Origin of the sequence: Paenibacillus sp. yr247, from assembly GCF_900103825.1 — a bacterium.
In the GTDB taxonomy this organism is placed as follows: Bacteria; Bacillota; Bacilli; order Paenibacillales; family NBRC-103111; genus Paenibacillus_E.
On the sequence record NZ_FNIF01000007.1, the window covers coordinates 66,197 to 79,475 of the forward strand.

The window sequence follows — 13,279 nt, forward strand, 5'->3', positions numbered from 1 at the left end:
CCCACAATATAGGTTCCAAGCCCCAATTATTTATTATACTACCACTGGTTAATAAAATCCAGATCATGCATTTATAATTTTATCGTTCATAAGTCTTAGAAATTGGTCGGGACCGACCGGGCTGCTAAACAGCTTTCCTTGTACCTCTGTACACTGCAAAAACCTCAAGTATTCCAACTGTTCTTCTGTTTCAACACCCTTAGCGATTAAATTCAGTCCTAAGCGGTGAGCCATGCGAATAATGGCGGCAGCCAACAATTGATTTTCGTCGTCATCCACTAAATCCCGAATCAAGGTGCTGTCCAGTTTAACACTATCTAGCGGCATACCTTCGAGCCCACTTCGCGTAAATAGGCCTGTACACAAATCATCCATCGCGATGCGCACACCGAATTTCTTCAGCATGACCAGTTTCTCGCTTGCCTCTTGTACATTTGAAGACGTAATGCTCTCTGTAAGGTCTAGCTCAACCAGCATCGGATCAATCCCTGTTTCTTTCAGAACAACGGCGATCTCCTCAATAAAATGCTCATCTTTAAACTGTGAAGCTGTAATAGCTATTGTCAATCTCAGAGGTGGGTAGCCCTCATCCTGCCAGGTTCTCATTTGTCTGCATGCCGTTCGAATGGCCCATTTCCCGATGGGTACCATAAAGCCCATCTCCTCGGCTGCTTTTTTCCAGTCCATGTTCGTTAAAAGGAGGGCGTTTCCCTTGCTCCAATATAGGATTGCTTCCATGCCTATTAATTTTCGGTTTGTAATCTCATATTGCGGCTGATACAGTAATTCAAATCGGTTATTTTCTAAAGCAAAACGAAGTTCCATCTCCATATGAGCTTTGCTCTTCACCATCGCATCGATGTCAGAAGCATAGAATTGGAACTGGTTATTCCCCCGGTTTTTAGCTGCATACATCGCTTCGTCCGCATGCTGCAGAAGCTGCTCAGGCAATGTACCATCTAACGGATACAAGGCTATCCCCATACTTGCTGTAATGCCAATGGGTTTCCCATCTAAGATAAAAGGCTCTTCCAGAGCACTTTGAATTCGGGAAGCTACCACTCTTACATCCTCAGGCTTTGTAAAGGATTCGAGCAAAATAGTAAACTCGTCGCCGCCTTGCCGGTATACTGTATCCGATCCTCGCAAGCAGCCTAGCAATCGCTCTGCGGCAAGACGAATCAAACGATCCCCATACACATGTCCTAATGAATCGTTGACGTCCTTGAATCTGTCCATGTCCAAGAACATAACAGCCGCAAGCTGTTCACTTCGCTGCGCGTGCAGGAGCGCCCGCTCCAACCGATCATCAAACAATCGGCGATTGGGTAATCCCGTTAATGTATCGTGGTAAGCCAAATAAGCTAGCTCTTTACTCTTTTCTGCCTGCTCTTTTCTAGACAGACGCAAGTTACGGATACACATAACAAAAAACAAAGAGATTAGCGCTTGAATAAGGACACTAATAAGAATATGAGGTGCAAATGAGAAAGAAGCAGCTGAAAGTAGATTTAACGTCATCAAAAAGAAGCCCAGCACGCATAGATAGGCCAATGCTTGTGTTTTCATATGCTGTTTCCACTTTAAAAGGGTGCTTCTCATACGGGTTACCTCCGTTCTGATATGAGAAAAGGCTATTCCACATTGGAATAGCCGTAGGTGTACCTGTATAGGTAAACTGGAACCTTTCGGCAGCACAGCCATCATCGTTGCGAGTGCAACCTTAGACCTGGAGCTTTGCGTCCTTACCTTTCGATAAGTTTGCCTTTTGCAATATTTAGATCATAAATGGGTCTAATTCACTATATCATATTCATTCTGTATTTGGCTAATTTTCCTCAAATAAGCAAGTTAAATAGCTTAGGGTCCTTATTTATTTCAATGTAGCCATAATCCTTCCGGGAAAGGCGTTCAATAAGCCCCTCGTAATCATCTTTATTTTTGAGTTCAATGCCGACCAGCGCCGGAGCATCATCTCGGTTATTTTTTTTCGTATATTCGAATCGGGTAATATCATCGGTCGGTCCAAGGACTTCTTCTAGAAATTCGCGCAAAGCCCCTGCACGTTGCGGGAAATTAAGAATAAAGTAGTGCTTCAGACCCTCATACACGAGTGATCTTTCTTTTATCAGCTGCATGCGATCGATGTCATTATTGCCGCCACTGATGATGCAGACTACATTTTTACCGCGTATCTGCTCCCGATAAGCATCAAGTGCTGCAACGGGGAGCGCGCCTGCCGGCTCAATAACAATTGCATTGTTGTTGTAAAGCTCTAGAATCGTTGTGCACTCTTTGCCGGAAGGAATAATGACGATATCCTCCAGATTTTCTTTGCAAATGTCAAATGTAAGCTCGCCAACCTTCTTCACGGCTGCACCGTCTACAAATTTCTCGATCGTGGACAAAGTTACGACCTTCCCCTGACGCAGTGACTCCGTCATACTGGCTGCTCCCTCCGGCTCAACACCGATGATTCGAGTTCGCGGAGATACACTAGCCACATAAGTTGCGACCCCGGCAACAAGCCCGCCTCCGCCTATGGTTGCGAAGATAAAGTCAGGCGATTCGGACATTTGATTCATGATCTCAAGACCAACAGTACCTTGTCCGGCAATCGTACGAACATCATCGAAAGGGTGGATGAACACTTTATTCTCTTGTTCGCAATAGGCTTTGGCGTGGGCAGAGGAATCGTCGAACGAATCACCCGTAAGAATAACTTCAACAAAGGACCCGCCAAAAAGCTTTACTTGGGAAATCTTTTGTCTAGGGGTCGTCGTAGGCATGAAGATTTTGCCTTCAATACCGAGCTGCTTACAAGAGTAGGCCACTCCTTGTGCGTGATTGCCGGCGCTCGCACACACGACACCCGCTTCACGTTCCTCAGGAGTTAAGCTTTGGATCACATTATACGCTCCGCGAATTTTGAAGGAACGAACGATTTGCATATCTTCACGTTTGAGATAAACGTTGCATTCATACAAGTTAGAGAGCAGCTCATTGCGTTGCAATGGCGATGGTTCGATCACCTTGCTGAGTACATGATTGGCCCTAATAATATCTTCCAAACCTACTTTTCCGGTTACAACCATTTTCTCTTACTTCCTTTCACTACAATGTGCTTATAAAGTTTTAAAGCCTATTGTAGCATAACTCTGGCCGCCTGTGAGAAAATAATGTTTGGAAGCGTCTAAATGTCCTTGGAGCCATGTAACATTGACATCTAAGAAGGCCACTTGGAGAAAAGGCCTTTAATCCCACTAAATAGAGTGGAATTAAAGGCTTCTTTTACTGCCTGCCAGAAGGGCAACCAACCACGTTATTTAGTAATCATAACGAGACTGCTTCTGCAGCTCTGAGCGTCTTTGCAGGAAGCGGTTGAAGGCACTGGCCGCCTGCGCCTTAGTCACTTCTTGCTGTGGTACGAATTGCCCATCCGTGAGAGACATGATATCCAGCCCAACAACAATGGCTGCGACACCTACATGCTCAAGTTTAGCAGCATCCGTGAACTGGCTGTTGAAGACACCATCGAATTTCGTAAGGGTTTTGTAGCCAAGCGCCTTCACGATCAGCTGCGCCATTTCTTCCCGATCCAGCGTTGCATCTGGGCTAAAATCAGCTCCAGCATCTAACAATCCACGATCAACCGCATTTTCTACATAAGCAAAATATGGCGAAGAGTTGCTCACATCGACAAATGAAGCCTTTCGTTCCGCTCCGTAATAAATGCCGCCATTACCGCCATTCATGGCGATGACAAGCATTTTGACCAACTCACCGCGCTTAATCAGTTGATCAGGGTTCACCTTGCCATCCTTTACATCTAGCGCTTGATAATCCAGCATAAGCTGAAGTTCATTCTTAGCCCAGTGGCCATCAATATCGCTTACGTTCACTTTATCTAAGGCAGTCACTTCACCTGTTTGAATATTCCGCCATTGACCGGTTTGCGCATCCAACAGGAACGCTTCGCGATTATATTTTGGAATGAGGGAATACACCAGTTTTGCTTCTAATTTCTCATCTGCCTTATTCGTGGCCGTTGACTGCGGGATATCTCCGGCTGCCACCATTACTTTGTATTTCTCTATTGGAATGCCGCCGATGAACCCGTTACCGTCGAGCACATAATTTAACTTCATGTCGAACTGAGCGAGCCATAAGTCCTTGGCTTTATCAACTGCCAGCACCTCTGGCTTTTGCTTTGGATACGGCAGGTTACTGATCGAGTATTGATAGTTCACAATTTGGCCGGTTACACGGTCAACACTGACAGTCACTTCTTCATTACCTGCGATTACGCCATCTATGATGCGGTTAAAGCGAATATCCCAATTGCGCATATGCTTCAACTGCTCATCCGGATAATCTTTAGCCGCTTGTACGCGAAGTACCAACTGATCTGTATAAGCTGGAAGCTGTTTTTTCACAAAATCTACACCGGTTGTTATCGCATCTTCCAAGGCAATTTTACCTTCTACATCCTTATTGGCGTCGGGGCCGTAGGGTGTGTAGCTATTGAAATTCGTAATCTCTCCCGTTTTACTATTCACGCTGGCCCAAGCACCTTTACCGCCAAGTTTACCTTTAAGATTATTCTCAGAAGCCACATTCCAGCTCAAATTCCAATTGGAAATTGCTTCCCCTGTTTCAGGATTGGTGGTTTCATGATAGGAAGCATCTTGGATTTTGTAGTCCGATGAGAGGTTGAAAACCGTTACCACCTTCTTCACAGCCTCTTCCTTCGTCAGGTCCAAGGTAGCCTCCGGCTTAGCAGCGAGTGGTTTGTCGGATAACGGCTTAATTCCCTCGGTACCATCCATACCTTTGACTGGGTTCCAAATCTCACCCGTTTCAGCATGCAAGGAGAAGGCGCTTAACATGTAAGAAATAATGGGTATTTTCTTGCCTTTGGCACCATAAGGAATTTGGTAAAGCAAAGAAAGACTGGCCTTGTCGTGGAACAACTGGGCGGCTTTCTCCTTGGAAATCGGCGTTACATTCTGCGGGAACGTGACGCTATCAGCCCAATTGTAGTTATAATTCGTGACCTGACCTGACCCATTGACACTCACATTGATACCATTCATTGCAAAAGGAATACCATCTACCGAACGATCAAACCGAATATTGTAGAGATAATTCCCATTCAGCGGCGTGCGGAATGCCTTCTCTTCCGAATCATTATAAATAAGTTCTTTCTGCTTTTCAGGGCTCACTTTGGCAATGAAGGCAGAAGCGATTTCTTTGGCTGCTTTAAAATCTACCTTCGGCGGATAGCTTGGTTTATGATCGGGGTCATTGTCATTCATGGAAAAGGCGGTCAGCGTTCCGTCCAAGCCATTAATGGACACGTTCAAATATCCGTAACTCTGATCCTTCACCTTCCTCGAATAATTAATGTTCCACGTCGGGAAATTTCGGCCATTCATGCCGTAGTAAGCGTTAAGACTGATAGATTCAAATGTAAAGCCTTCAGGCAGCGTTATGTAGGTCTTAGCCCGTTCCAGAGCTTGCTCTTTGGTGATTTTAGCATCCAACAGCTTGCCGTCGTTTCCAGGAAATACAGGGATTGAAACGGCCTTACCCTCAACATTGGTCTCATTAGCCCATACTCCTGGAGCAGCGGTGAGCAACAGTGTCGAAGCAAGGACTAGCGTTCCAGCTTGTTTGACTAATCTCAAAGTCATCTTCCTCCTTAGCATTTTACGTGCGAAAATCCTGCTCTGAAGCATCGAGATATCCATTATAATCCTTGACGCATTCAACTGGAAAAAAGTTGCATAAGAACCCCCATTAAATGGCATTTGGAATAAACTTATTTTCGCACAAAAAAGCACATGTCAGGCACCCTTCTAGCGGATGTACAGACAAGTGCCGATTTCTTTATAGGATGTGCATTTATTTACTTGATTTGGAGGCTTCTTTACTGAGGGTATGCATCAAATCCTGCATTTCTCCTTGCGTCAAATTCCGCCATTTTCCCACTTTCAAATTACCCAGATGGATATGCATAATACGAACACGCTGCAAGCGCACCACCCGATACCCAAACGCTTCGCACATCCGGCGAATTTGCCGATTAAGCCCTTGCGTGAGAATGATTCGGAAAACACGGTCGCCGACTTGATAAATGTCACAAGGCTTCGTCATCGTCCCCAGAATTCGGACCCCGCTCGACATTCCTTGTAAAAACATCGGTGTAACCGGTCGATTTACCGTCACGATGTACTCTTTATCATGATTATTCTCCGCTCGCAGGATTTGGTTCACGATATCTCCGTTATTGGTCAAAAGGATGAGCCCTTCGGAGTCTTTATCGAGCCTGCCTATCGGGAAAATGCGCTCCGAATGCCCAACAAAATCAACAATGTTGCCTTTTATATGCGCTTCGGTTGTACTCGTGATCCCCACAGGCTTATTGAGAGCAATATAGACATGCTCCTTCTTCTCGCCGATCGGTCGACCATCGATCCGAACCTCATCTCCAGGACCCACAACACTCCCCAGTCCGGCTATCTCACCATTTATCGTAACGCGCTTCGCTTCTACCCACTTGTCCGCTTCCCGTCTGGAGCAAACACCAGTTTCGCTAATAAACTTATTAATTCTCATTCTTGGGAAATTCCCTTCTATGCCAAATAGTGCCGCTATTTACCTATAGCCCTATTATGCTGGATTCGCCCACTCGGTTCAAGTCGCGTCAGAAGGAAACGATGCAGAGGACAAGCATCTAACAAAAAGAAGATCGCTCCTCACTCCGATCATTCCTCCTGTGAACGGGGGCGATCTTGGCCGCCCTGACGGTCTGAAAAAGGTGTCAGGACGGCTGCCTCGACAATGCGAGCGCGAGCTGCTCCTTCCGTGCTGGGAATTTCCCTCGCTGGTTGTGATGAGCGTATAATAATGAAAACCATTAACGAAACAGGGAGGTTCTCTCATGCACATTCTCTTACTAGGAGCTACGGGAAGAGTAGGCAATAGAATTTTGGTACAAGCTTTAGCGGATAAACATGAGGTGACTGCCCTAGTTCGCAGCCTAGAAAAGGTGACGTTGCAATCCGAACAGCTTACTTTGCTGAAGGGAGACGCTCGTAACGCAGAAGATCTTCATACCGCCTTAAGCGGTGTGGATGTCGTGATAAGCTGCCTTGGTACCGATGGCGGCACGGTACTGACCGATTTTACACATTTACTGATAGGGGCAATGGAGGCGCACGGCGTGAGCCGTATCGTCACCGTTGGCACAGCCGGCATCCTGCAAAGCAGGGAGCATCCCGGCCTGCTTCGCTACGAGGCGCCGGACTCTCGGCGCTCCTCTACACGAGCAGCCGAGGAGCATCGGCGGGCGTGGGAGCAGCTCGCCGATTCGGGCTTAAGTTGGACGGTCGTCTGTCCAACCTATTTACCCGACGGTGAGCCGCAAGGGCAGTACCGCGTCGAGCGGGACTACTTACCCGAAGGCGGGATGTCCATCTCTGTGGGCGACACCGCGGCTTTCACGTACCAGGTCGCACACGAGGACGAGTATGTGGGTTGTCGTGCGGGGATTGCTTATTAGAGCTTTGGAGCAAATGAATAATGAAAGAAGGATGGAAGCCAATTCGGCGTCCATCCTTCTTGTTGTACAAACAATTAGTAGCGTCTTCCTCTTTCTTTCGACAAAGCCACGACATTCATCCACGAAATAACGATACCAATCCCACGGAACAGATAACCAGCGATTGGAATAAAACTCAAAAATGCCATAATGATGTTGATAATCGTCTTTGTCGTAGTCCCATTGCTGGTGAGTATAGCAAAGACTAAGTTAACGAATACAAGCGGGATGACCCACGAACATGACCACAGATAAACAAACGGAATAAGACCAATCAAATACCCGACTGCAATAGCAATTTCGGATAGCAGCTGCAGCAAGTTTAACAGTCGAACGGTATCAGAACGCATGATGCTCGCTCCTCCATTTCAAATTAAGGGAATATTTACAATTTACATTGTAGCATAGCCTTTTCAGATAGTCTTTAGTCCTGTTAATGAGCTTCGTCCGTTATGACCGCTCCGCACTTCGTCCTTACCGTCGGCTGTTTCTGGATGTCCCTGCTGCAGCTGGTACATCTGATAGTACCGGCCGAGGAGCCCCATCAGCTCCTCGTGGCTGCCTCGCTCGACGATCTCACCGTGGTCGAGCACAAGAATCTGGTCGGCGCTCTTAATCGTCGACAGGCGGTGAGCAATGATGAAGGTGGTCCGCCCCTTCGAAAGCACTTCCAGCGCGGCCTGAATGACGGCCTCGGTTTCCGTGTCGATGGAGGCCGTGGCCTCATCGAGGATCAAGATCGCCGGGTCGAACGCCAGCGCCCGGGCAAAAGAGATTAGCTGCCGCTGCCCGGCAGACAGCGTGCTGCCCTTCTCGATCACGGGCTCATCGATGCCGTGCGGCAGGCTCTTGAACATCTCCGCTGCACCAACCTCGCGCAACGCAGCTTCTACCCGTTCCCGGGTGATGGACGGATCGTCCAAGGATACATTGGACGCAATCGTCCCTGTGAACAGGAACGGATCTTGCAGTACGATGCCCATATGCTGACGCAGCAGCTGTTTGGGCATTTCCCTAATATCACGGCCGTCTACCGTGATTCGGCCTTCGTTTACATCGTAGAAGCGGAAGAGCAGATTCAAGATCGAGCTTTTGCCTGATCCGGTATGGCCCACAAGCGCTACCGTTTGCCCTTGTTTGGCCTCGAATGTGATATCCTTCAGGACATCTTCCCCTTCTTTATAGGCAAAACGAACGTGCTCGAACTTTACGTTGCCGAGATAGCGATCGGCCTTCTCCGCTGCCACATCGATGCCTTGCTCATCCAACAGCTCGAAGACACGATCAGCAGATACTATAGCGCGTTCCAAATTCGGCAGCTGGTTCACAATCCCGACCATCGGATGAAACATTCGGTTCAAGTAATCGACGAAAGCGTACAGCACTCCAACGGTGATCAGCGTGCTGAGCGAACTGCCGCCAACATACCAGATGAGACCGAAGAAAAACAGATTTCGAACCACATTCATCAAATTATGCGAGGTCATGGAATTTAAACTGAGCAGTTTGTTCTGATATCTCGTATATTCATCATTTAATTGATCGAATTCTTGGATCGTTTCCTTTTGCCGACGAAAAGCTCGAATGATCGTCATTCCTTGAATCGCCTCATTAATCATCCCGTTAATGGAACTAATCCGTTCGCGAATCTCATGATTATAGTAGGAAGCAAATTTACGATAAACAATAATCCATACGTAGAGCAAAGGAATAACCGGAAGTGTGAATAAAGCCAACCTATAATCCAACGCGAACAGAGCCGTGATAATACCAACGATATAGATCGTACCTGTAAAAAAGTTAGCAAGCACCTGTACGTACAGGTCTCTGACTGACTCCGTATCATTTGTAATCCTCGACACTATTTTACCCGCCGGCTGATTATCGAAATAATTGATTGGCAGCCGTTGTATCTGTGCAAACACATCACTTCGCATGCGCTGGATAATTCGATTCGCTGCCGCCTGAAGTAGGTACTTTTGACCATAGGTAAAGCCTGCTCCAATTAGGATCAGCACGAAGTACAAGCCAGCCAGCTTCATTAAACTAATAAATTCCGGCTCATAGAACGTGTAAAGTTCTTGAATCCCCAGCTTCTTTGCCGCATATTCCGCCTTTTCAGTCCCCTGCGTAATTGTAAGTTTACCCTCGTCTGTAAGCTTGCGTACACCATCAAAGGCAATCGGTTGATCAACCCATACAAACTGGCTGCCCACCTGCAAAATGCGCACTTCCCTCCCCTTCGCCTCGCCAACCGCAAAGTTATCGCCCCTTTGGTAAAACGTATCTTCGTAAGGAACAGCCTTGCCAGTTTGCGTTGCAGAAGTCGTCTCATACCAAGGCTTCTCAATGCCGAGAATGTTCGTGTCAATCATCTGCTTCGCGATGAAGGGTCCAGCTAGCTCGGTTGCAACCGCGACCGATAAGAATAGCAGCGCGATAAGCAAGTTTTTTTTGAACATCGCTGCATATTGAAATAATCGCTTACCTGTTTGTTTCATCAGGGTTCTCACCTTCTTTTCATCTGATATTTATTTTCTGTATCTTCCGTTCCGCTAGACCTGTGTCTGCTCCTCTAACTGTTGACGGTCGTACTGCTCTTTATACCAGCCTCCGAGCGCAACTAGCTGCTCATGTGTGCCTTCTTCAACGATATAACCCTCATCCAGCACGATAATCCAATCCGCATGCTGCACAGCGGAAAGACGGTGCGTCGTGATGAGTGTCGTTTTGCCGGCACGTTCCGAACGAATTCCACGTAGGATCTCCGCCTCTGTCTTAGCGTCCACCGCGGAGAGCGCATCATCCAGCATGAGTATTTCTGGGTCTACATAAAGCGCACGCGCAATGGAAACCCGCTGCTTTTGTCCGCCGGATAAGGCGACACCTTTCTCACCGACCAAAGTCTCTAAGCCGTCCGGTAAGTATTCAACGTCCTTACGAAACGCAGCAAGCTCAAGCGCTTGCAGCAGCTCTTCATTCGTTCCTTGGCTCCGGCCGAACATAATGTTCTCTTTCACCGTTTTGGAGAAAAGAATCGGCTCCTGCGGCACATAACCAATCCACCCATGAACCGTGCCAATGGTCAACTGTTCAATCGGCGTATTCGATATTGCAATCGTACCTTGACCTAACGGATACTCCCTCAGAAGCTGCTTTAGCAGCGTTGTTTTTCCGCTTCCCGTGCGGCCTACAATCCCGAGCGTCTGTCCACGCTGCAGGTGGAAAGAAACATTCACCAAATTATCGATAGAAGATGACGGATAACGGAAGGTTACTCCTTTAAAGCTTATCGAATTCGGCAGCAAGAGCGTCGCTGCATTCGGATCCTCTTTCACATCCGGCTTGTAACCCAGCGTCTCATTCACGCGATCGAGTGAAGCATTCCCGCGCTGCATGATGTTCATGAGCTCGCCGATGGCAAACATCGGCCAAATTAGCATCCCCAGGAATGTATTGAAGGACACAAGCTCTCCGAGCGTTAATTCACTGCGGAACACCATATAACCGCCGTAGCATAATCCAATTAAATAGGAGATGCCTACAAGAATTTTGACCGTTGGTTCGAAAAGAGCATCGATCACAGCAACCGCGATATTTTTACGAAATACATCGTCTGTCATCGTTTTGAAGTTTTGTTCACTAGCTTTCTCTTGTACAAATGCACGTATGACACGAACGCCGGCAATCGTCTCCAGCACTCGGTCATTCATTTGTCCGAAGGCATCCTGAGCGCGTATGAACCTCTCGTGGATGCGCCCCCCATAGATCGTAATCGCAACAGCCATGATGGGCAGCGGAAGGATCGAAGCAAGCGTCAGCTTCCAGCTTATGAAGAAACCCATCATACTCAGAATGGTAAGCATGAATAGCGTCGAGTCTACGAAGGTTAGAATTCCAAAGCCCGCTGTCGTAGACACCGCCTGCAGGTCGTTCGTCGCTCTAGCCATGAGGTCACCTGTACGATTACGCTCATAAAAGGTAGGTGTCATACGCAGCAGCTGCTTCATTAATCGGGAACGAAGAACACGTTCTAGAGCGAAGGCTCCCCCAAACAGCTGATACAGCCAGATGTAGGTTAATCCATAGCCAACTGCAATTAATGCCCCCCAGAATGCGAGCAATTGGAACAGCTTAGTGCCTGTTAAAGTTCCCATGTGTATGCCATCAATCGCGTAGCCAATCAGTTTCGGAGGAATTACATCAATGAACCCAACGATAATGAGCAGTCCAATAGCTATCGTGTATCGTTTCCAGTTCATTCGGAAAAACCAGGCTAATTTCTTTAATACAGTAAACATGCAATCATGTCACTCCTCTCAAATGGTGCTGTTCAAAGTTTGTTGTCTCTGCCTTACATGGCCAAAAGCACAAAAAGGCACACCGCACGCAGCGATATGCCTCTTCTATGAAATAGAAAAGCGCTCGTTACGAACTTCTTCGTAACCCGCGCTTTAATTAGCGTATGTGAAGGGGTGGCAGCAGCCGAAGAAACACAATTAATGCGCTCCAGCTAACAAGCGGGTTACCAAATATGAAATTGTATGGTTGTTATCTGCCCGTCTGTGATGTGCAATTCGATCTATAACCATAACAATCATCTTGAAACCCCTCTTTTCCAAAAAATTGTATATTTGTGCTTACAGAGGTGATCTTATCACCCTTCGCAAGCCTGTGTCAATCGGAGAAAAAGACTATAATCGAACTCTCTTACCTCGACATTTCGAATGAATTTACTCGCCTTTCGCACCCTTTCAATTGTCACACATGTTTCAAAATATTCCGGCATATCCATAGCATATGGGTTCATAGCGCATAGGGGGAGTGGATGTGCATGGTCGATCAAGTGTTTGCTTTGTTAGGTTGGATTGCTGCATTCGGAGTAGTGATCGGAGGCGTTATCGCACTCATTGCGCGCTTCATAAGACGTGATTCGACTAAGTACGATATGATTTTTTTGTGGGAGCATCGTTTCACTCTTGAGGAGCTGGAGCTGGACGAGCACCCCTAACTAATCTTGAATTTCCACACAAAAAAGGGCTATCCTTTAGGCCTTTCGGCCTTGGGATAACCCTTTTGATTATTTCTCAGGCGCTTTTGTTGTCGTAGGTGTGATTACTTTAGTTGATGCATCGGATGACTTTGCGCCTGCTCCACCACCTGGAGCTTGCATTCCAGGGGCACCAGTCATAGGTCTATGAACCATTTGACCTCCAAGATGCCCTGTATAGCTTACAAGAATGACGGCCGCAAGGGAGCCAAGCAGATAGATGGGATTGCGACCCAATTCTTTCTTTTTCCAAATAAGCAAGCCAACTCGTACAACGGCCAATATGATTGCCAAAACCATCGTTAATTTCGCATAAAACTCATGCGGTACGACTAACGGATTACGCCTTGGCGATGGACCTGTAAGGACAGCCGCAATAGCTCCAAGAGCACCTACGACGAGACAAAGCATTCCAGCAGAGTGCCATTCCCGTTTCTTAACGACGATGGCAACCAGATCAAAAACGAAGCTGAAAATTAAAAGTGCAATTGGTACATGCGTGACGATGAAGTGTAAATTCTGCAGTATATAATCCATTTTACCACTCCCTAATAAAACATAATAATTAACACTACACAGTGTAGTTTTCAGGACGAAAAATGTCAAGCCATATTCGCAAATGA

Annotated in this window: 10 protein-coding genes and 1 riboswitch; of the genes, 2 read left to right on the forward strand and 8 right to left on the reverse strand. The window is 47.0% G+C overall.

Going from position 1 to position 13,279, the window contains the following annotated elements:
* Positions 1 to 63: 63 nt before the first annotated feature.
* The 4 genes from BLT91_RS14985 to rluF form a co-directional block, all read right to left on the reverse strand.
* Positions 64 to 1,602, reverse strand: coding sequence for a putative bifunctional diguanylate cyclase/phosphodiesterase (locus BLT91_RS14985; protein ID WP_090822250.1), 1,539 nt, complete (start codon positions 1,600 to 1,602; stop codon positions 64 to 66).
* 85 nt (positions 1,603 to 1,687) lie between these two features.
* Positions 1,688 to 1,776: riboswitch (cyclic di-GMP riboswitch) on the reverse strand.
* Positions 1,777 to 1,838: 62 nt separating this feature from the next.
* Positions 1,839 to 3,095, reverse strand: a complete 1,257-nt coding sequence (gene ilvA, locus BLT91_RS14990; protein WP_090822252.1) for a threonine ammonia-lyase IlvA — start codon at positions 3,093 to 3,095, stop codon at positions 1,839 to 1,841.
* Between the two features lie 231 nt (positions 3,096 to 3,326).
* On the reverse strand, positions 3,327 to 5,690 hold the full coding sequence (locus tag BLT91_RS14995) for a YcdB/YcdC domain-containing protein (protein WP_175532311.1): 2,364 nt from the start codon (positions 5,688 to 5,690) through the stop codon (positions 3,327 to 3,329).
* Between the two features lie 217 nt (positions 5,691 to 5,907).
* Positions 5,908 to 6,621 (reverse strand): 23S rRNA pseudouridine(2604) synthase RluF, encoded by a 714-nt coding sequence (gene rluF, locus BLT91_RS15000; protein ID WP_090822256.1) that lies wholly within the window; start codon positions 6,619 to 6,621, stop codon positions 5,908 to 5,910.
* Between the two features lie 325 nt (positions 6,622 to 6,946).
* Here rluF and BLT91_RS15005 point away from each other — a divergent pair, with 325 nt between their 5' ends.
* Entirely contained in the window at positions 6,947 to 7,567 is a 621-nt protein-coding gene (locus BLT91_RS15005; protein WP_090822258.1) for an NAD(P)-dependent oxidoreductase, read from the forward strand.
* Positions 7,568 to 7,641: 74 nt separating this feature from the next.
* Here the strand turns inward: BLT91_RS15005 and BLT91_RS15010 are convergent, their stop codons facing one another.
* The 3 genes from BLT91_RS15010 to BLT91_RS15020 form a co-directional block, all read right to left on the reverse strand.
* Complete coding sequence (locus tag BLT91_RS15010) at positions 7,642 to 7,956, reverse strand: hypothetical protein (RefSeq protein WP_090822260.1); 315 nt, start codon at positions 7,954 to 7,956, stop codon at positions 7,642 to 7,644.
* Positions 7,957 to 8,019: 63 nt separating this feature from the next.
* Positions 8,020 to 10,107 (reverse strand): ABC transporter ATP-binding protein, encoded by a 2,088-nt coding sequence (locus BLT91_RS15015; protein WP_090822262.1) that lies wholly within the window; start codon positions 10,105 to 10,107, stop codon positions 8,020 to 8,022.
* 54 nt (positions 10,108 to 10,161) lie between these two features.
* Positions 10,162 to 11,907, reverse strand: coding sequence for an ABC transporter ATP-binding protein (locus BLT91_RS15020; RefSeq protein WP_090822264.1), 1,746 nt, complete (start codon positions 11,905 to 11,907; stop codon positions 10,162 to 10,164).
* 533 nt (positions 11,908 to 12,440) lie between these two features.
* Here BLT91_RS15020 and BLT91_RS31625 point away from each other — a divergent pair.
* Positions 12,441 to 12,617, forward strand: coding sequence for a hypothetical protein (locus tag BLT91_RS31625; protein ID WP_175532312.1), 177 nt, complete (start codon positions 12,441 to 12,443; stop codon positions 12,615 to 12,617).
* A 69-nt stretch (positions 12,618 to 12,686) separates the two neighbouring features.
* Here the strand turns inward: BLT91_RS31625 and BLT91_RS15025 are convergent, their stop codons facing one another.
* Positions 12,687 to 13,193: a DUF2231 domain-containing protein gene (locus BLT91_RS15025; protein ID WP_090822266.1), complete on the reverse strand. Its 507-nt coding sequence runs from the start codon at positions 13,191 to 13,193 to the stop codon at positions 12,687 to 12,689.
* Positions 13,194 to 13,279: the final 86 nt, after the last annotated feature.